This is a genomic window from Iodidimonas sp. SYSU 1G8 (assembly GCF_039655775.1).
GTDB lineage: Bacteria > Pseudomonadota > Alphaproteobacteria > SMXS01 > SMXS01 > RI-34.
This window is the reverse complement of record NZ_JBBYXJ010000001.1, coordinates 2,140,421-2,158,625: the sequence shown is the minus strand read 5'-3', so window position 1 is coordinate 2,158,625 and position 18,205 is coordinate 2,140,421. Positions and strand designations below refer to the sequence as shown.

The window sequence follows — 18,205 nt, the reverse complement described above, 5'->3', positions numbered from 1 at the left end:
TCGCCGGTGATTTTGCTCCGAAGAACGTCTCAATAAGAGTCGCCCTCAAAGAAGAGTCGCCAACGTGGCAGCTGAAAGTTCCATGACATCGGGTGTGGCGGGACGGTATGCCGCCGCGCTGTTCGATCTGGCCAAGGACGCCGGCCTGCTGGACGTCGTGCAGCGGGACCTCGCCGACCTGAAGCACCTGATCGCCGAAAACGCTGATCTGGCCGAATTGGTCCGCAGCCCGCTTTTCTCCCGTGACCAGCAGACGCGCGCCATCGGCGCCATTCTGGAGCGCGCCGGCGCCGATCCGCTGACCCGCCGTTTCCTGGGCGTGGTCGCCGCCAACCGCCGGCTGTTCGCGCTGCGGGGCATGATCGATGCCTACACCGCATTGCTCGCCGAGCATCGCGGCGAAATGACCGCCGAGGTGGTTTCGGCCCACCCGCTGACCGACGAACAGGCGAACGCCCTGCGCGATACCCTGTCGGCCCAGCTCCGCCGCACCATTCAGCTCGAGACGAGCGTGGACAACAGCCTGCTTGGCGGGCTGATCGTTCGCGTCGGATCGCGCATGATCGATAACTCGCTTCGCACGAAGCTTTCCAATCTGCAGCTTGCCATGAAAGGGATTGGCTGATGGACATCCGCGCCGCAGAAATCTCCGATATCCTTAAGGAACAGATCAACAATTTCGGCGCCGGGGCGGAAGTCTCCGAGATCGGCCGGGTTCTGTCCGTAGGTGACGGTATCGCCCGCGTTTACGGCCTCGACAACGTCCAGGCCGGCGAGCTGGTCGAATTCCCCGGCGGCATCAAGGGGATGGCGCTGAACCTGGAAAGCGACAATGTCGGCGTCGTGATCTTCGGCACCGACAAGGACATCAAGGAAGGCGACACCGTCAAGCGGACGGGCGACATCGTCGACGTGCCGGTCGGCAAGGGCCTGCTGGGCCGCGTCGTGGACGCGCTGGGCAACCCGATCGACGGCAAGGGCCCGATCATGTTCGCCGAGCGCCGCCTCGCCGACGTCAAGGCGCCGGGCATCATTCCGCGCAAGTCGGTGCACGAGCCGATGCAGACCGGCCTGAAGGCCATCGACAGCCTGGTGCCGGTGGGCCGCGGTCAGCGCGAGCTGATCATCGGTGACCGTCAGACCGGCAAGACCGCCGTCGCCATCGACACCATCCTGAACCAGAAGGCGATCAACGAGAGCGGCGACGAATCGAAGAAGCTCTACTGCGTCTACGTCGCCGTCGGCCAGAAGCGCTCCACCGTCGCGCAGATCGTCAAGGCGCTGCAGGATTCCGGCGCGCTGGAATACACCATCGTCGTCGCCGCGACCGCGTCCGAGCCCGCGCCGCTGCAGTTCCTGGCGCCTTACGCCGGCTGCGCGATGGGGGAGTACTTCCGCGACAACGGCATGCACGCCCTGATGATCTACGACGATCTGTCCAAGCAGGCCGTGTCGTACCGTCAGATGTCGCTGCTGCTGCGCCGTCCGCCGGGCCGTGAAGCCTATCCGGGTGACGTGTTCTATCTCCACTCCCGCCTGCTCGAGCGCGCCGCGAAGATGAACGACGCCAATGGCGCCGGTTCGCTGACCGCGCTGCCGATCATCGAGACCCAGGCCGGCGACGTGTCCGCGTACATTCCGACCAACGTGATCTCGATCACCGACGGTCAGATCTTCCTGGAAACCGAACTGTTCTATCGCGGCATCCGTCCCGCCATCAACGTGGGTCTGTCCGTGTCCCGCGTGGGCTCGGCGGCGCAGATCAAGGCGATGAAGCAGGTCGCCGGCTCGATCAAGCTGGAACTCGCCCAGTACCGCGAAATGGCGGCCTTCGCCCAGTTCGGTTCGGATCTCGACGCGTCCACCCAGCGCCTGCTGAACCGCGGCGCCCGCCTCACCGAACTGCTGAAGCAGGGCCAGTACCAGCCGATGCCGGTCGAGGAGCAGGTGGCGGTGATCTTCGCCGGCGTGAACGGTTATCTGGACGGCATCGCCGTCGCGGATATCGGCCGCTTCGAGAAAGGCCTGCTCGCGGAACTCCGCAGCGGCAGCTCCGATGTTCTCTCGCTGATCCGCGACAAGCGCGAGCTGACCGATGAAATCCGGTCGAAGCTGCGCGAGCTGCTGGATCGTTACACCAAGACGTTCGTCTAGGCCTGAACCCAGCAGCGGGACCGATTGAATGGCTAGCCTCAAGGACCTGAGGAACAGGATCAACAGCGTCAAGTCGACGCAGAAGATCACGCGCGCCATGCAAATGGTGGCGGCCTCGAAACTTCGCCGTGCCCAGGAAGCGGTGGAAGCCGGCCGTCCCTATGCCGAGCGCATGGAGAAGGTGCTGGCCTCGCTTGCCGCCTCGCTCATCAACATGCCGGGGGCGCCGCAGCTGCTCGTCGGCAACGGCCGCGAGGACGTGCACCTGATCGTCGTCGCGACCGCCGAGCGCGGCCTGTGCGGTGCGTTCAACTCGTCCATCGTGCGGGCGGCGATCCAGAAGATCGAGCTGCTGAAGCGCCAGGGCAAGACGGTCAAGATCCTCACCGTCGGCCGCAAGGGCGCGATCCAGCTGCGCCGCAACTATGGCCACCTGATCATCGACAGCATCGAATATCCCGGCCTGCGCCAGATGGGCTTCGCCCAGGCCCAGCCCATCGCCGAACGCGTGCTCGCCATGTACGAAGCCGGCGAGTTCGATGTCTGCACGCTGTTCTACAACCGCTTCCAGTCCGTCATCAGCCAGATCGTCACCGAAGTGCGGTTGATCCCGGCGCAGCTGCCGGAAATTCCGGCCGGTTCGGCGTCGCTCAACGAAGGTCTCGGCGGCGCGATCTACGAGTTCGAGCCGGAGGAAGAGGAAATCCTGCGCGAGCTGCTGCCGCGCAACGTCGCCGTCCAGGTGCTGCGTGCGCTGCTGGAGAATGCCGCTTCCGAACAGGGCGCGCGCATGTCGGCAATGGATAACGCCACCCGCAACGCCGGCGACCTGATCAACGGCCTGACCTTGACGTACAACCGGACCAGGCAGGCCGTCATCACGACGGAACTGATCGAAATCATCTCGGGCGCCGAAGCGCTTTAGACCCCGTGTATGGGAGCTAGACCATGACCACCAATACTACCGGCAAAATCACCCAGGTTATCGGCGCCGTCGTCGACGTTCAGTTCGAAGGCGAACTGCCCGCCATCCTGAGCGCGCTCGAAACCGACAACCACGGCAACCGCCTGGTGCTCGAAGTCGCCCAGCATCTGGGTGAATCCACGGTGCGCACCATCGCCATGGACACCACGGACGGTCTGGTCCGCGGCCAGTCCGTCGCCAGCACCGGTACGCAGATCACCGTGCCGGTCGGTCCGAAGACGCTGGGTCGCATCATGAACGTGATCGGCGAGCCCGTCGACGAACGCGGTCCGATCGGCGCCGAACAGCGCGCCCCGATCCACGCCCAGGCGCCGGACTTCATCAACCAGTCGACCGAGACCGAAATTCTCGTCACCGGCATCAAGGTCGTCGACCTGCTCGCGCCTTACGCCAAGGGCGGCAAGATCGGCCTGTTCGGCGGCGCCGGCGTTGGCAAGACCGTGCTCATCCAGGAACTGATCAACAACATCGCGAAGGCGCATGGCGGCACCTCGGTGTTCGCGGGCGTCGGCGAGCGGACCCGTGAAGGCAACGACCTTTACCACGAATTCCTCGAAGCCGGCGTTATCGCCCGCGATGCCGACGGCAACCCGACGAGCGAGGGCTCCAAGGTGGCGCTGGTGTTCGGCCAGATGAACGAGCCGCCGGGCGCCCGTGCCCGCGTCGCCCTGTCGGGCCTGACCATCGCGGAATATTTCCGCGACGTCGAAGGCCAGGACGTGCTGTTTTTCGTCGACAACATCTTCCGCTTCACCCAGGCCGGCTCGGAAGTGTCGGCGCTGCTCGGCCGTATTCCTTCGGCCGTGGGCTATCAGCCGACCCTGTCGACGGACATGGGCTCCATGCAGGAGCGCATCACCACCACCGACAAGGGCTCGATCACGTCCGTGCAGGCCATTTACGTTCCCGCCGACGATCTGACCGACCCGGCGCCGGCCGCCTCGTTCGCCCATCTTGACGCGACCACCGTTCTGTCGCGCTCGATCGCCGAGCTCGGCATCTATCCGGCCGTGGATCCGCTCGATTCCACCTCGCGCATTCTCGATCCGCGCGTGGTCGGCGACGAGCATTACCAGGTCGCCCGCCGCGTCCAGGAAACCCTGCAGCGCTACAAGAACCTGCAGGACATCATCGCCATCCTGGGCATGGACGAGCTGTCGGAAGACGACAAGCTGACCGTGACCCGCGCCCGCAAGATCCAGCGCTTCCTCAGCCAGCCGTTCCACGTGGCCGAGATCTTCACCGGTTCGCCGGGCAAGCTGGTCGCCATCGAAGACACCATCAAGGGCTTCAAGGCGCTGGTCAGCGGCGAATACGATCATCTCCCCGAGGCGGCCTTCTACATGGTCGGCGGCATCGAGGAAGCGGTCGCGAAGGCCGAGCGCATGGCGGCCGAAGCGGCCTGATAACCGGGGCCGGAGAGCACCATCATGGCAGATACACTTTTCTTCGAACTGGTTTCGCCGGACCGCCTGCTGATGTCGGCGGAAGTCGAAGCGGTGATGGTGCCCGGCAGCCAGGGCGACTTCACGATCATGCCCGGTCACCAGCCGATCATCTCGACCCTGCGGCCGTCCACCCTCGACGTTTATGCCGTCTGGGGCGGCAAGCCGAGCGCACGGATTTTCGTGCGCGGCGGGTTCGTGGATGCCGCGCTCGGCCGTGTCACCGTGCTGGCCGAGGAGGCGATCGACCTCGCCACTCTCGACCGCGCGGAGCTGGTCACGCGCGTGGCCAATGCCCTGGAAGACACCACCCTGGCCAAGACCGATGCCGAGCGTACCCGCGCGCAGCAGGTGTATGACGGCTTGAACCAATTGCTCAGCGCCGTAGAATAGCCGTCCCTTCGGCCAGTTCGAACGGAGCAGGGATGGCATGAGCCGATATTGGACACTCGACGATATCGACTGGAGCGCCTACCGGGCAGACAAGGTAGACCGGCGGCTGCTTGAGACCATCAAGGCCGCCGCGCTCGTCGAGGCGAACGCACCCGACTACGTGACCTATCTGTGCAACGTCTTCCGTGGCGACGCCGCCCTGTGCGACGCCGTGCGTGTCTGGGGCGAGGAAGAGGTTCAGCACGGCCGCGCGCTCGCACGCTGGGCCAGCCTGGCCGATCCTGACTATGACCTAGAGAGCGCGCTGCAGCGGTTCCGTGCCGGCTATCAGCAGGTGCCGCTCGATACCGCAGAATCCACCCGCGGTTCACGCCCGGGCGAGCTGTTCGCCCGATGCATCGTGGAAAGCGGCACCACCTCGTTCTATTCCGCCATGCAGGACGCCACCGAGGAACCGGTGCTGCGCCAGATCGCCCGAAACATCGCGGCGGACGAGGTTCGGCACTACAAGCTGTTCCGTAGCCATCTGGAAGCCCATGAGGCGCGCGGCGAGGGTCTGGGGAAGCTGGCGCGGATGAAGATCCTGGGCGAGCGGATCGCCGAGGTGAATGACGACGAGTTCGGCTACGCCTATTACGCCGCCAACATCGCGCCGGTCAGCGACGAGGCCTATGACCGCGAACGCTGCTCGCTGGCCTACGAGAACGGCGCCTACGCGCTCTATCGGCGGGCTCACGTGGAAAAGGGTGTCAAGATGATGCTCCGGGCCGTCGGCTTCGGCACGGGCAGTCCCGTCGTGAAATTCAGCCTGCCACTGGCGTGGCACCTGATGCATCGGCGCCAGAAGAAGCTGGGGAAGCTGGTCGCGGCCTAGACGGTTGTCTGGGGTGTGTGGGCGATGGTCTTGACCACGTCGCCGAAGCTTTCCACGAGACGCGAGTACAGATCCCGTTTGAATGGCACGATCAGCTCGGGCACCTGCTCGAACGGCACCCATTTCCAGTCGCGAAATTCGGGATGCTCGGTGACGATGTCGATCTCGCCATCCTCGCCCAGAAAGCGCATCACATACCATTTCTGGGTCTGGCCCCGGTACTTGCCGCGCCACAGCTTTCCGATCAGCTCGGGAGGTAGGTCGTACTGCATCCAGCCCTCGCTCTCGGCGACGATCTCGGCATTCGCCGTGCCGATTTCCTCGCCCAGCTCGCGCAGGGCCGCTTGCCGCGGGTCCTCGTCCTTGTCGATGCCGCCCTGCGGCATCTGCCAGGCATCGGCCGGGTTGTCGATGCGCGCGGCAACGAACACCCGGCCTTCCCGGTTGACCAGAACGATGCCCACGCAAGGGCGATAGGCGGTCGGCTCGCTCACTTGGCGGCCGGCGCCGGAGTGCGCTTCTGGGTCAGCGCCAGACCCCGGATCAGGTCGAGAGCGTAGGCCAGCTGGTAATCATCCTCGGCGATGTCCGTGCTGCTCTTGGGGCCTTCCTGCGGCTTGTCCTTGTCGCTCAGCGGAAGAGCGTCGGCAGGCTCGTCGTCTTCGGCAGGGGGCAGCGGCATGGGCGCGGCTTTCTCGCCCTTGCCTTTCGCCTTGTCCTTGTCATTCGGGTTTTCCAGGTGACCGCGCAGCGAGGCCTCGGTCCGGCTCGGTCCCTTGATCTCGGTGGCGATCTTCTCGATCTTGGCCTGTTCGACGATGATATCCGGCTCGATACCCTCGGCCTGGATCGAGCGCCCCGACGGGGTGAAGTAGCGCGCCGTGGTCAGCCGCATGGCGCCATTGCCCTGACCGAGCGGAATGATCGTCTGGACCGAGCCCTTGCCGAAGGACTTGGTGCCGACGATGATCGCACGGTGATAGTCCTGCAGCGCGCCGGCGACGATTTCCGACGCCGAGGCCGAGCCGCCATTGATCAGCACGATCATGGGCATTCCGTTCAGCAGGTCGCCGCTGTGGGCGTGATAGCGCTGCACGTCCTGCGGGTCGCGACCGCGGGTCTGTACCACTTCGCCATGGTCGAGGAACGCGTCGCCTACCGCGACGGCCTGATCGAGCAGGCCGCCCGGATTGTTGCGCATGTCGAGCACCAGACCGTTCATCTTCGGGCCGAGCTGCTTCTTGATGTCTTCCAGCGCCTTCTTCAGGCCCGGCTCGGTCTGCTCGTTGAAGGTTGTGATGCGGATATAGCCCGTATCGCCCTCCACGCGGTGCTTGACCGACTGGATCTTGATGATGTCGCGGATGATCTCGATGTCGAACTGCGACTGCTCGCCGCGCCGGGCGATGGAGACGACGATCTTGGAGCCGGGCGCGCCGCGCATCTTCTCGACCGCGTCGGAAAGGCTCAGGCCCATGACCTGCTCGCCATCGAGGGCGGTGATGTAGTCACCGGCCTTGACGCCGGCCTTCTCCGCCGGCGTGCCGTCGATCGGCGAGATCACCTTCACCAGGCCATTTTCCATGGTGACCTCGATGCCCAAGCCACCGAACTCGCCCTTGGTCTGGACCTGCATGTCCTCGAAGTTCTCGGCGTTCAGATAGCTCGAATGCGGATCGAGTGAGGTCAGCATGCCGTTGATCGCCGACTCGATCATCTCCTTGTCGTCCACCTGGTCGACGTAATTGGCGCGGATGCGGGTGAACACATCGCTGAACAGGTTCAGCTGCCGGTAGGTTTCCGACCGGTCGGCGGCCCAGCTCGCCCCCAGCGTGCCCGTCATCAGTGCGACGCTTACCAGCGCGGTCATTCCGAGCCGGCTAACAACCTTGGAAGTCATCCACACACCTTTCTGTCACCGACCCGCGAGCCATGGCAGCGGGTTTATCGAGCGACCATTGCGTCGCAGTTCAATATATAGTCTTGGTTTGGAGTCGCGCGCCGGTCCCGCGCGTTCAGGCCCCATTTGTCCAACGGGCTCGCCGGCAAGGACCGATTGCGACACGGCGGCGTCGATCTGGCCCATACCCGCTAGAAGCGTATGATATCCCTCACCATGATCGATGATCAATAGCTGCCCGTAATCGCGGAACGGGCCGGCGAACACCACTTTGCCGTCATGAGGCGAGATGACCTGCGCCGAGCCGCGCGCCTCCACGTAAATCCCGCTCGAGGCACGCCCGGAATCGTCCTTGTCCTGGAAGCGGCGGATGATCTTGCCCTGCACGGGCAGGGGCAACTTGCCCTCGGCGCCCGAGAATGCGGGACCGTCGGGTTTCTTGGGCGTCTTGCGTGCCTTCTCGCGTTCGCGTTCGCGCTCGCGGTCCCTGCGGGCCTGTTCCTCGAGCTTGCGCAGCAGGGCCTCGATGGACTTGGCGTCCTTGGCCAGCTTGCGCGCGCGCTCGGCTTCCTTCTTCGCCGCGGACTCGGTGCTGGTGCGGCTGGCCTTCTTATCCGCCAGCAGCCGGTCGACGTCCTTCTGGCGCGCCGCCAGTTCCTCATGCTGGGTCCGCAAGGCCGCCTGCTGCAGCTCGATGTTCTGCCGCAAGGTGCGCAGATCCTCCATCTGGGACCGCAGGTCCGCGGCCTGCCGGACCAGGGCGTCGCGCACGCGGTCCAGGACGATCGCGGTACGCGCGGTGTCGTCCACGCTGGCGGGGCGCAGGACCAGCGCGGCGGTCGGCTGGCGCGACAGACGTTGCATGGCGGCCATCGACGATGCCAGATCGTTGGATTTGGTCTCCAGCGTCCGGGCGGCGTCGACCTCGCGCGCCTGAAGATCGGTCAGCTGTTCTTCCAGCGCCTGGATGCGGACTTCATGCTCGCGGGTGCGGGCGGCGGCCTCGACCAGCGCCACCGACAGCTTGCGTTCCTCTTCCTTCAGCGCCGCGGCTTCCTGGGCCAATTTCTTGCGCTTGGCCGCGGCCTCGTCCATTTCCTGCTTGATGGATTGCAGACGATCCTGCGCTTCTCCCTTGTTCGGGGGCGCGGCAAAAGCAGTCCCGCCCGCCATCAGCAGGATCAGCGCCGCCAGGCACAAGGACCCGGCGAGATCACGCCGGGGCAAGGTCACGCCTGGGCACGGGCCTCCCGGGGCAGCGCCGCGGGCCGGGCCGGCAGAATCAGGGACTGGCCGGTCATCTCGGCGGGCTTGGCGATGCCCATCAGCGACAGCATGGTGGGCGCCACGTCCGACAGGGCGCCGTCGCGCAGCGTCACATCGCCGGCGTTGGACAGCACGACCGGTACCTGGAACGTGGTGTGCTGGGTGAAGGCATCGCCCGTGTCCGGATCGGTCATCAGTTCCAGATTGCCGTGATCGGCCGTGACCAGCATGACGCCGCCACGCGCCCTCACGGCGGCATCGAGCCGGCCGACCGCGGCGTCCACCGCTTCCATGGCCTTGATGGCGGCCGACAGGATGCCGGTGTGCCCGACCATGTCCGGATTGGCGAAGTTGACGACGATCAGGTCGTACTTGTCGGCGGCGATGGCCTCGACCAGGCGGTCGGCCACTTCCTCGGCTGACATTTCCGGCTTCAGATCATAGGTGGCGACCTGGGGCGAGGGGACGAGAATACGGTCCTCGTTCTCGAACACGGCTTCCTCGCCGCCGTTGAAGAAGAAGGTCACGTGGGCATATTTCTCGGTTTCGGCGATGCGCAGCTGCTTCAGCCCGGCGCGCGAGACCGCCTCGCCCAGCGTGTTGGCGACCTTCTCGGCCGGGAACAAGGCGGGCACGAACGGCGTGAGGGCGGACGAATACTCCACCATGCCCAGCACCGCCGAGAACGCCACCAGCGGATGGCGGCCGAAACCGTCGAACGTGGGGTCGACCAGCGCGGTCAGGATCTCGCGGGCCCGGTCGGCGCGGAAATTGGACATCAGCAGGCCATCGCCATCCTTCATGCCGGTGTAGCCGTCCAGTACCGCCGGCAGCACGAACTCGTCGGTCACGCCGGAGTCATAGCTGGCGGCGATGGCGGCGTCGGCGCTTGGCGCTTGGTTGCCTTCGCCGCGCACCATGGCGGCATAGGCCTTCTCGACCCGATCCCACCGCTTGTCCCGGTCCATGGCATAGAAGCGGCCGATGACCGTGCCGAAGCGCACGCCGGGCAGCGGGGCAATGGCGGCCTCGACCTCACGCGTGAACTCACGGGCGCTCGAAGGCGGCGTGTCGCGGCCGTCCAGAAACCCGTGCAGAACCACGGAAACGCCGGCGCCACTGATGATGCGCGCCAGCGCCACGAGATGATCCTGATGGGAATGGACGCCGCCAGGCGACAGCAGGCCCATGACGTGGAAGGCGCCGCCGGCCGTCTTGACACGGGCGATGGCGTCGGTGAGACGCGGATTGGCGGCCAGCGAGCCGTTGAGAATGGCGACGTCGATCTTGGGCAGGTCCTGCACGAGGACACGGCCGCCGCCCAGATTCATGTGGCCGACCTCCGAATTGCCCATCTGGCCATCGGGCAGGCCGACCGCCTCGCCCGAAGTGTTCAGCAGGGCATGGGGCGAGGTGGCGAACAAGCGGTCCAGGTTCGGCGTGTTCGCCTGGAGGTAGGCGTTGTTCTCGCGCTCGGTCCGGTGTCCCCAGCCGTCCAAGATGCACAGCACCGCCGGACGCGGCCGCCGGTTCGCAGAGAGGGTCGTTTCAGTCATGGTTCCGTCAAGTTCACGCGGTTAGAAGGGAGATAGGCGTCAACCGGCCCTGTGGTAGGGATGGTTCGCCAGGATGCTCCAGGCCCGGTACAATTGTTCGGCCAACATAGCGCGAACCAGCATGTGCGGCCATGTCAAATCACCGAGCGAAAATGTGTAATCGGCCCGCGCCCGGACGCCCTTGCCGTGGCCCGTGGCGCCGCCGATGAGGAAGGAAACCCGCGAGTTGCCGCCATCTCGCCAGGCGCCCATGCGCGCCGCGAAGGCTTCGCTGGTGGGTTTCTCGCCGCGCCCGTCCAGGGCGACGACCACCGATCCCGAAGGGACCTTGGCCAGCAGCAGGCCGGCTTCCTTTTCGCGCAATGTGGCCGCGTCCAGCGGACGCTTTTCCTCGACCTCGACCACGTCGAGCGTCCAGGGCAGGCGCTTGCGGTAGTCGTCGAACAGGTCCCGTTCCGGGCCGGCCTTGGCGCGTCCGACGGCGATGATGGTCAGGTTCATGAAACAAACGCATCCGTCCCGGGGCGGGCCGGGAGACTGCGACGGGCCGTCGCCTGCGCGGCGGCGTTTAGGATGCCGTCTCCAGTGCGTCGATCAGGGCGGGCGACCACATCTTTTCCAGATTGTAGAACGACCGCACTTCCGGGCGGAACAGGTGGACGATGACATCCCCGGCGTCGATCAGCACCCAGTCGGCGGCCGGCAGGCCCTCGATCTGGAACTGACGATGGCCGGAGGCGCGCAGGGTCTCGCCCAGATGCTCGGCGACCGCCGTGACGTGGCGGGCCGAACGCCCGGTGGCGATCAGCATGTAATCGGCGAGGCTGGTCTTGCCCCGGAGGTCGATGGTGACGATTTCGGATGCCTGGTCGTCATCGAGTGACTTCTGTATCAGCGATAAAAGCGGGTCGCTGGAAGTCTGAATCTGCTGTGTACTAATCTACACTGCTCCTGCTGGAGGCGCGCCGGGCCGCGCGTATCGCGGTCGCCGAGGTGGGCTCGTGCCTCAAATGAATAAACGTCCATGCCGGGGGAACCATCCCCGCCAGATCGCGCGCCTGCTCCACCGGAATGCGCCGCGTGCCGAATCTTTTTGCCGCCGTGCTGGACATTGCGCGTAAAGAATAGGTCGGCCGGCCGAAAATCGCAACCGGGGCGAGGGCGAACAGGCGCGTCCAGTGCTTCCAGCGCGTCACCTGTTGCAAATTGTCCGCACCCATCAGCCACACGAAGCGGGTGAGCGGGAAGCGGCGGCGCAGTTCGGCCAGCGTATCGACGGTGAATCGGGTGCCGAGCGCGGTCTCGATGATGGTGGGACGGATGCGCCTGTCGGACGAGACCCGAGTCGCCTCCGCCAGCCTCTCGGCCTGCGGCGCCATGTCCCTGCTGGATTTCAGCGGGTTCTGCGGCGATACCAGCCACCAAACCTCGTCCAGCCCGAGCCGGACCAGCGCCTGCCGGGTGACCAGCAGATGCGCCTGGTGCGCCGGATTGAACGAGCCGCCGAGCAGCCCGACCCTGCGGCCGCGCCACATCCCCGACAGGGGATTGGGCGCGCGCGGATCAGGGGCGGATCTGGCCGTCACCCCGAACCACATATTTGAAGATGGTCAATTGTTCGACGCCGACCGGGCCGCGCGCGTGCATCTTGCCGGTGGAGATGCCGATCTCGGCGCCCATGCCGAACTCGCCGCCATCGGCGAACTGGGTCGAGGCGTTGTGCAGCACGATGGCCGAGCCGACCTCGGCGAGGAACCGCTCGGCGGCCCGCCTGTCCTCGGTGACGATGGACTCGGTGTGGCTGGAGCCATAGCGGGCAATGTGGTCCATGGCCTCGTCGATCCCGTCCACCACGCGCACGGCGATGATGGCGTCGAGGAACTCGGTGCCCCAGTCCGCGTCCGTCGCCGGCACGATCCGGCTGTCCACCGCCCGGGCGTCCGCGTCGCCGCGCACTTCGCACCCCTTGGCGATGAGGTCCTCGACGATGGGCTTCAGATGGGTGCCGGCCACCTTGCGGTCGATCAGCAGGCATTCGGTGGCGCCGCACACCCCGGTCCGTCGCATCTTGCCGTTCACGACGATGGCGCGGGCCTTGGCCAGATCGGCGGCCTCGTGGACATAGGTATGGCAGATGCCGTCCAGATGGGCGAACACGGGGATTCGGGCCTCGTTCTGCACCCGCTCGACCAGCGAGCGGCCGCCGCGCGGCACGATGACGTCGATGGTATCGGCCATGCGCAGCATGATGCCGACCGCGTCACGGTCCTGGGTCGGCACCAGCTGGATGGAGGCGGCGGGCAGGCCGGCCTTGTCCAGGCCTTCGGCCAGGCATTCCATGATGGCGCGGTTGGAGTTCACCGCCTCGGAGCCGCCGCGCAGGATCGCCGCGTTGCCCGCCTTCAGCGCCAGCGCGCCGGCGTCGGCCGTCACGTTGGGGCGCGATTCATAGATGATGCCGATCACGCCCAGCGGCACGCGCACGCGGGCGATGCGCAGCCCGTTGGGGCGGTCCCATTCGTCCATCACGGCGCCGACGGGATCGGCCAGGGCGGCGACCTCGTCGAGCCCCTTGGCCATGCCGGCGACGCGATCGGGCGTCAGGGTCAGGCGGTCGAGCAGCGCGTGGCCGAGCCCGCGTTCGCGGGCCGAGGCCAGGTCGCGGGCATTGGCGGCCAGAATCTCGTCCGCCCGGTCGCGCACGGCCTGGGCGGCGTGGCGCAGCGCCGCGTTCTTGGCCTCGGTCGGGGCGGTCGACAGCAGCCGCGCCGCCGCCTTGGCCGCGTCTCCCAGCGCCTTCATGATGGCGGCGATGTCGGTGGCGGGCGTGCGCATTTCCGCGACGGTCATGGCGTGTCTCCTACAGCAGCACCAGATGATCCCGGTGGATCACCGCGCCGCGTCCCTTGTATCCCAGCAGTTCCTCGATGGCGTCGCTCCGGCGCCCCATGATACGGCGCGCCTCGTCGCTTGAATAGGCGACGAGCCCGCGCGCGAGCTCGCGTCCGTCCGCGTTCTGCACGGTGACCGTGTCGCCCCGCTCGAACACACCGCGAATCGCGGTCACGCCGGCCGCCAGCAGGCTCTTGCCCTGGCGCAGCGCGCCTTCGGCGCCCTTGTCCACGGTCAGTACCGCCGTCGGCTTCAGTGTCCCGGCGATCCATTGCTTGCGCACGGTCAGCGGCGCCTCGTGCGCCTCGAACCAGGTGCCCACGCCCGTGTCGCGGTAGCGCCCGATGGGATGGTCCGGCTTGCCGTTGACGATCAATACGTGACAGCCCGACGGCACGGCGATCTTGGCGGCGGCGAGCTTGGTGATCATGCCGCCGCTGCCGACGCCATCGGCCTTGGGCTCGCCCGCCATGTCCTCGATCTCCTGGGTGATCCGGGGAATGTGGGTGAACAGGGTGGCCGAGGCATCCTCGCTCGGGTCGGCGGAATAGAGGCCGTCCACGTCGGACAGGATGACGAGGCAATCGGCCGAGATCATCTGGGCGACGCGCGCGGCCAGCCGGTCGTTGTCGCCATAGCGCAGTTCGGTGGTCGCGACGGTGTCGTTCTCGTTGATGACGGGCAGGGCGCCCAGCCGCACCAGCGCCTCGATGGTCTCGCGCGCGTTGAGGTAGCGGCGGCGCACCTCGGTGTCGTCCAGGGTCAGCAGAATCTGGGCGACGGTGATGTCGTGCCGCGCCATGGTTTCCTGATAGGCATGCGCCAGCTTGATCTGGCCGACCGCGGCGGCGGCCTGGCTGTCGGCGAGCCGCGAGCGGTTGAACTCGGGCCCCAGCAGCGGCGAGCCCAGCGCGACGGCGCCGGACGAGACGATCACCACCTGGGTGCCGCGCGCCCGCAGCGCCACGATGTCCTCGGCCAGCGAGGCGAGCCAGCCGCGCCGCAGGCCGGTGCGCTTGTCCACCAGGGTGGCCGAGCCGATCTTGATGACGATGCGCCGCGCGCCGAGGAAATCGAATCGCATGGCGGTGGCCTAGATGGGCTGCCAGGGATCGTCATAGGCGTTGGCCTCGGCGGCCTCGGCCTGACGGCGCGATTCGATGGTCTTCCACAGAGCGCGCAACACGGGCTGCACCCCTTCGCCGCTGACCGTCGACAGGGGCAGCACGTTCTTGCGCGCCGCCTTCTTCAGGGCGGCGAGCTTCTCCTCGATTTCCTCGGGGGTCAGGGCGTCGATCTTGTTCAGGCCGACGATCTCCTTCTTGCTGCCTAGCACTTCGTCATAGCGCTTCAGCTCGCGCCGGATGGTGCGATAGGCGGCGGCGACGTCGTCCTGGGTGCCATCGACCAGATGCAGCAGCACGCCGCAGCGTTCCACATGGCCGAGGAAGCGGGTGCCCAGGCCGAGGCCTTCCGACGCGCCCGCGATCAGGCCGGGGATGTCGGCCATGACGAATTCCTTCCCGTCCACGCCGACCACGCCCAGATTGGGGGTCAGCGTGGTGAAGGGATAATCGGCGATCTTGGGGCGCGCGCTGGAGACGGCGGCGAGGAACGAGGACTTGCCCGCGTTGGGCAGGCCGACGAGGCCGGCATCGGCGATCAGCTTCAGGCGCAGCCACACCCACATCTCCTGGCCTTCCTGGCCGGGATTGGCGCGGCGCGGCGCCTGGTTGGTCGAGCTCTTGAAATAGGCGTTGCCGAAGCCGCCATTGCCGCCGGTCAGCAGCTTGATCCGCTGGCCCACCTCGGTCAGGTCGGCCAGCAGGGTTTCCTTGTCGTCCTCGAACACCTGGGTGCCCACGGGCACGCGCAGCACCGCGTCCTCGCCATTGTGGCCGGTGCGGTTCTGGCCGGCGCCGGGCTCGCCGCTCTGGGCCTTGAAGTGCTGCTTGTAGCGATAGTCGATCAGGGTGTTGAGCCCGTCGACGGCTTCCACCCAGACGCTGCCGCCCCGGCCGCCATCGCCGCCATTGGGTCCGCCGAACTCGATGAACTTCTCGCGCCGGAAGGCGACGACGCCGTTACCGCCGTTGCCGCTGCGCAGGTAGATCTTGCATTCGTCGAGGAACTTCATGACGCCTTCGGGGCTGCTGGTGCGAATACGAAAAAAGGGGAATGGCTATCCATTCCCCTTTGGTCGGACAACCATTCGAAAGGATATCTAGGCCGCCGGGACGACCTTTACATAGGCGCGCTCGCCGCGGCCCACGTAGAACTTCACCTGGCCTTCGACCAGCGCGAACAGGGTGTGATCCTTGCCCATGCCGACGTTCTCGCCGGGGTGCCACTTGGTGCCACGCTGACGGATGATGATGTTGCCCGCGACGACGGCTTCGTCGCCGAACTTCTTCACGCCAAGTCGGCGGCCGTCCGAATCGCGACCGTTACGCGAGCTGCCGCCTGCTTTCTTATGTGCCATGAGTCGTGCTCCTTAGTTCGCCGAGACGCCGGTGATCCGCAGCACCGTCTGGTGCTGGCGGTGGCCGTTCTTGCGGCGATAGTTCTGACGGCGCTTCTTCTTGAAAACGATGATCTTCTTGGCGCGGGTCTGCTCCAGCACCTCGGCGGTCACCGAAGCGCCATCGACCAGCGGCGCGCCCAGGGTGACATTGTCGCCATCGCCCAGGGCCAGAACGTCACCCAGGGTGAGAACGGCGCCGGCTTCGGCTTCAAGCTTCTCGACCTTGATCACGTCGCCGGCGGCGACCCGGTACTGTTTTCCGCCCGTCTTGATTACTGCGAACATTTTTCGTCTCTTCTCGCGGGGCGGCATGCCCGGTACATAGATTCGTTATTCGAAGGGGATGGCCCCCTCGAACGGAGCGCGCACTATAGCGATTCGTCTTTTCAAGTCAATACGCCCGACCTGACGATTCCCGTGCACGCGGGCATTTACTTTATCCGATTGTATCGCTAGTTTCCCGCCGCATCGAGACAAGCCTACCCCAGCGGAGAGGTGCCGGAGTGGTCGATCGGGGCGGTCTCGAAAACCGTTGTGCGTGCAAGCGTACCGTGGGTTCGAATCCCACCCTCTCCGCCAGGCTGTCTCCTTGATTTCATTACATTTTTTGGATTGATAGCGGGTCGAAATAGCCCCGCAATTTCGGTACGTTAGCGGCCTGTCCCACAACCTGAGGGTGAAACGGAGACGCCTGGCGCCATGCCCGGGACACCGTCTCTCTGAACTTCTCCGCATCAGGAAGCGTCGGTTCGCTTACATGTTCATCAGGGCGTGCGAGGATAGTTTGATGTCCGCGCGACCGATCGTCGGACACCCTCATTCGGCCCACTCGCGTGATCGTCTGGAGGCGTTGATGTGAACGGCCAAACCTCAGGGGCCAGGCCAGGCCGTGAGCGTATGACGGTCGCCTCCCCCAGCTCGACGTGGCCCGCCGCTGACGTTTGCCGAGCGCCGGCGCCGCTACACCTACAGTATGCACGCCTGAGCCCACGGACACGGGAAGACGGTCGGATCGAGCTGATGGGACCCCAAACGCGGCTACGTCCGCGGCTACTTCATCCTTCGTTTAGTGGACGACACGCCAGATTGACATGGACGCTTCCTCGCAGTCCGCCTAACGATGTCTGATGCCCTTGCCGATGCTGGCACACCATGCCCCCGTGAGGGAGCGACAGCACGTTGGTCCAGATAAGATCACCTCAGCGGGTGTTCCAATTCCCGGGGCGCCGAACTGGTGTGAGCTAGAAGACCAGCGCGCCGTCTGGATCCAACGGCCGCTTCGATCCATGGTGTTCTATCGTCCGGACGCCGTTGCCCAAATGATAGAAGCGCAGGCTGTCGACCTCCGGATCGATCAGGGCCATCAGCGAAGCGAGCAATGCTGCCCATTGGGCCGGATCAACCTCACACTCGAAGACCGAAAATTGTGCCTTAACCATGAGACGTCGCCGTGTCCGGGCGCCGGGTTGGGGCCGAGGTGCAGCAGTCGGCTCTTAACTCGGCGGGATGCGGCCGGTGACCGGCAGGTCGAAGGTGGTCGTCTCCACCCGACCGGATCGAAATTGCCGAACAGGTAGGGGCGCCGGTGGTCCCGGTGCCGGGGGTTGCGTTGCGTGGGCCGCGGTGTTGGACATCATGTTCATGGAGACCTCCTATGCGAATGCGCCGCTTACCTGAAGTTCGGCGAGGAGAACGTGGAGCTGTACCGGCTGATGTTCGCCTCCCGTTTGATGCCGGGGGCAGCCGAGGGCAGTCCGCTCAGGCGCGCGCCTCGGCCAGCTTCTAGCCGCTGCTCGACCGAGTGCGAGAGGATGCGCCCGCGCTGCTGTGGTGGGCGCAGCTCCATGGCCCGGTGATCCTGAGGGCGGACGGTTTCGGCACGCGGTCGGTCGAGGACCTGCTGGCGGTGATGTCACTGTAGCGCGCTGTGCCGGCCGACCGCCCGGGCATGGCGGTGGGAGCAATCTCCCGCTCATCGTCGGTCCGGCCGAGTGTCGTGGCTATTGCCGGGCGCAGGTCAGCTCGTCCGTACCGGTACCGGAGGTGTGGGTCATGCGGTTCTTCTTCGGAAGGAACTGGAACTCCGGGCCCTGCTTCCAGAACACATGGTCGTCGGTCATAACGATGTCGTCGGCCCTGATGATCTCGCGCGCGTTGCCCCGGTCGGCGATCAGCTTACCGCCAGGCAGCAACTACAGCAGCGCGGCAATCAGCAC

At 65.9% G+C, this 18,205-nt stretch carries 19 protein-coding genes, 1 tRNA gene and 1 pseudogene; 7 read left to right on the top strand and 14 right to left on the bottom strand.

The features are described from left to right. The first annotated feature begins 64 nt into the window (after positions 1–64). From WJU17_RS10145 to WJU17_RS10120, 6 genes are read left to right on the top strand one after another with little or no spacing between them, the layout of a single operon-like run. The gene (locus WJU17_RS10145; RefSeq protein ID WP_346327206.1) at positions 65–625 is read left to right on the top strand and encodes a F0F1 ATP synthase subunit delta; all 561 of its coding nucleotides are present in this window, start codon (positions 65–67) and stop codon (positions 623–625) included. Next, a complete protein-coding gene (atpA, locus tag WJU17_RS10140) occupies positions 625–2,154 on the top strand; it encodes a F0F1 ATP synthase subunit alpha (RefSeq protein ID WP_346327205.1) in 1,530 nt (509 codons plus the stop codon). The genes WJU17_RS10145 and atpA overlap by 1 nt, the downstream gene beginning before the upstream one ends. A gap of 28 nt (positions 2,155–2,182) precedes the next feature. Beyond that, positions 2,183–3,079, top strand: coding sequence for a F0F1 ATP synthase subunit gamma (locus tag WJU17_RS10135; protein ID WP_346327204.1), 897 nt, complete (start codon positions 2,183–2,185; stop codon positions 3,077–3,079). 23 nt (positions 3,080–3,102) lie between these two features. Beyond that, positions 3,103–4,545, top strand: a complete 1,443-nt coding sequence (gene atpD / locus WJU17_RS10130) for a F0F1 ATP synthase subunit beta (RefSeq protein WP_346327203.1) — start codon at positions 3,103–3,105, stop codon at positions 4,543–4,545. Positions 4,546–4,569: 24 nt separating this feature from the next. Next, on the top strand, positions 4,570–4,977 hold the full coding sequence (gene atpC, locus WJU17_RS10125; RefSeq protein WP_346327202.1) for an ATP synthase F1 subunit epsilon: 408 nt from the start codon (positions 4,570–4,572) through the stop codon (positions 4,975–4,977). 37 nt (positions 4,978–5,014) lie between these two features. Continuing rightward, positions 5,015–5,851: a ferritin-like domain-containing protein gene (locus WJU17_RS10120; protein WP_346327201.1), complete on the top strand. Its 837-nt coding sequence runs from the start codon at positions 5,015–5,017 to the stop codon at positions 5,849–5,851. Here the strand turns inward: WJU17_RS10120 and WJU17_RS10115 are convergent. The 12 genes from WJU17_RS10115 to rplU form a co-directional block, all read right to left on the bottom strand. Further along, positions 5,848–6,345 carry an RNA pyrophosphohydrolase gene (locus tag WJU17_RS10115; RefSeq protein ID WP_346327200.1) on the bottom strand — a complete coding sequence of 166 codons (498 nt, stop codon included), beginning with the start codon at positions 6,343–6,345 and terminating at the stop codon, positions 5,848–5,850. The genes WJU17_RS10120 and WJU17_RS10115 overlap by 4 nt on opposite strands. Next, positions 6,342–7,721 carry a S41 family peptidase gene (locus WJU17_RS10110; protein ID WP_346327199.1) on the bottom strand — a complete coding sequence of 460 codons (1,380 nt, stop codon included), beginning with the start codon at positions 7,719–7,721 and terminating at the stop codon, positions 6,342–6,344. Before WJU17_RS10110 ends, WJU17_RS10115 begins: the two co-directional genes overlap by 4 nt. Before the next feature lie 45 nt (positions 7,722–7,766). Further along, positions 7,767–8,984 (bottom strand): peptidoglycan DD-metalloendopeptidase family protein, encoded by a 1,218-nt coding sequence (locus WJU17_RS10105; RefSeq protein ID WP_346327198.1) that lies wholly within the window; start codon positions 8,982–8,984, stop codon positions 7,767–7,769. Continuing rightward, positions 8,981–10,573, bottom strand: a complete 1,593-nt coding sequence (gpmI, locus tag WJU17_RS10100) for a 2,3-bisphosphoglycerate-independent phosphoglycerate mutase (protein WP_346327197.1) — start codon at positions 10,571–10,573, stop codon at positions 8,981–8,983. The genes WJU17_RS10105 and gpmI overlap by 4 nt, the downstream gene beginning before the upstream one ends. A gap of 39 nt (positions 10,574–10,612) precedes the next feature. Continuing rightward, the gene (rlmH, locus tag WJU17_RS10095; protein WP_346327196.1) at positions 10,613–11,074 is read right to left on the bottom strand and encodes a 23S rRNA (pseudouridine(1915)-N(3))-methyltransferase RlmH; all 462 of its coding nucleotides are present in this window, start codon (positions 11,072–11,074) and stop codon (positions 10,613–10,615) included. Between the two features lie 67 nt (positions 11,075–11,141). After that, on the bottom strand, positions 11,142–11,498 hold the full coding sequence (gene rsfS, locus WJU17_RS10090; protein WP_346327431.1) for a ribosome silencing factor: 357 nt from the start codon (positions 11,496–11,498) through the stop codon (positions 11,142–11,144). A 10-nt stretch (positions 11,499–11,508) separates the two neighbouring features. Further along, positions 11,509–12,159, bottom strand: a complete 651-nt coding sequence (locus tag WJU17_RS10085; RefSeq protein WP_346327195.1) for a nicotinate-nucleotide adenylyltransferase — start codon at positions 12,157–12,159, stop codon at positions 11,509–11,511. After that, the gene (locus WJU17_RS10080; RefSeq protein ID WP_346327194.1) at positions 12,137–13,423 is read right to left on the bottom strand and encodes a glutamate-5-semialdehyde dehydrogenase; all 1,287 of its coding nucleotides are present in this window, start codon (positions 13,421–13,423) and stop codon (positions 12,137–12,139) included. Before WJU17_RS10080 ends, WJU17_RS10085 begins: the two co-directional genes overlap by 23 nt. A 10-nt stretch (positions 13,424–13,433) precedes the next feature. Then, positions 13,434–14,549 carry a glutamate 5-kinase gene (proB, locus tag WJU17_RS10075; RefSeq protein ID WP_346327193.1) on the bottom strand — a complete coding sequence of 372 codons (1,116 nt, stop codon included), beginning with the start codon at positions 14,547–14,549 and terminating at the stop codon, positions 13,434–13,436. A 9-nt stretch (positions 14,550–14,558) separates the two neighbouring features. Next, on the bottom strand, positions 14,559–15,602 hold the full coding sequence (gene obgE / locus WJU17_RS10070) for a GTPase ObgE (RefSeq protein ID WP_346327192.1): 1,044 nt from the start codon (positions 15,600–15,602) through the stop codon (positions 14,559–14,561). A gap of 87 nt (positions 15,603–15,689) precedes the next feature. Further along, a complete protein-coding gene (gene rpmA / locus WJU17_RS10065; RefSeq protein ID WP_346327191.1) occupies positions 15,690–15,947 on the bottom strand; it encodes a 50S ribosomal protein L27 in 258 nt (85 codons plus the stop codon). 12 nt (positions 15,948–15,959) lie between these two features. Further along, positions 15,960–16,274, bottom strand: a complete 315-nt coding sequence (rplU, locus tag WJU17_RS10060) for a 50S ribosomal protein L21 (protein ID WP_346327190.1) — start codon at positions 16,272–16,274, stop codon at positions 15,960–15,962. Positions 16,275–16,478: 204 nt separating this feature from the next. Here rplU and WJU17_RS10055 point away from each other — a divergent pair. After that, positions 16,479–16,568 (top strand) — tRNA-Ser (locus WJU17_RS10055). Positions 16,569–17,230: 662 nt separating this feature from the next. Here the strand turns inward: WJU17_RS10055 and WJU17_RS10050 are convergent. After that, positions 17,231–17,422, bottom strand: a pseudogene (locus WJU17_RS10050) (CRISPR-associated endonuclease Cas2); the annotation flags it as partial. A 567-nt stretch (positions 17,423–17,989) separates the two neighbouring features. Then, positions 17,990–18,181, bottom strand: a complete 192-nt coding sequence (locus tag WJU17_RS10045) for a hypothetical protein (RefSeq protein WP_346327189.1) — start codon at positions 18,179–18,181, stop codon at positions 17,990–17,992. Between the last annotated feature and the right edge of the window lie 24 nt (positions 18,182–18,205).

What these genes read in the sequence shown, in the direction of transcription:
- atpA (WP_346327205.1), top strand. Translation starts at nt 625, where the DNA reads ATGGACATCCGCGCCGCAGAAATCTCCGATATCCTTAAGGAACAGATC.
- WJU17_RS10135 (WP_346327204.1), top strand. Translation starts at nt 2,183, where the DNA reads ATGGCTAGCCTCAAGGACCTGAGGAACAGGATCAACAGCGTCAAGTCG.
- atpD (WP_346327203.1), top strand. Translation starts at nt 3,103, where the DNA reads ATGACCACCAATACTACCGGCAAAATCACCCAGGTTATCGGCGCCGTC.
- atpC (WP_346327202.1), top strand. Translation starts at nt 4,570, where the DNA reads ATGGCAGATACACTTTTCTTCGAACTGGTTTCGCCGGACCGCCTGCTG.
- WJU17_RS10120 (WP_346327201.1), top strand. Translation starts at nt 5,015, where the DNA reads ATGAGCCGATATTGGACACTCGACGATATCGACTGGAGCGCCTACCGG.
- WJU17_RS10110 (WP_346327199.1), bottom strand. Translation starts at nt 7,721, where the DNA reads ATGACCGCGCTGGTAAGCGTCGCACTGATGACGGGCACGCTGGGGGCG.
- gpmI (WP_346327197.1), bottom strand. Translation starts at nt 10,573, where the DNA reads ATGACTGAAACGACCCTCTCTGCGAACCGGCGGCCGCGTCCGGCGGTG.
- rlmH (WP_346327196.1), bottom strand. Translation starts at nt 11,074, where the DNA reads ATGAACCTGACCATCATCGCCGTCGGACGCGCCAAGGCCGGCCCGGAA.
- WJU17_RS10080 (WP_346327194.1), bottom strand. Translation starts at nt 13,423, where the DNA reads ATGACCGTCGCGGAAATGCGCACGCCCGCCACCGACATCGCCGCCATC.
- proB (WP_346327193.1), bottom strand. Translation starts at nt 14,549, where the DNA reads ATGCGATTCGATTTCCTCGGCGCGCGGCGCATCGTCATCAAGATCGGC.
- obgE (WP_346327192.1), bottom strand. Translation starts at nt 15,602, where the DNA reads ATGAAGTTCCTCGACGAATGCAAGATCTACCTGCGCAGCGGCAACGGC.
- rpmA (WP_346327191.1), bottom strand. Translation starts at nt 15,947, where the DNA reads ATGGCACATAAGAAAGCAGGCGGCAGCTCGCGTAACGGTCGCGATTCG.
- rplU (WP_346327190.1), bottom strand. Translation starts at nt 16,274, where the DNA reads ATGTTCGCAGTAATCAAGACGGGCGGAAAACAGTACCGGGTCGCCGCC.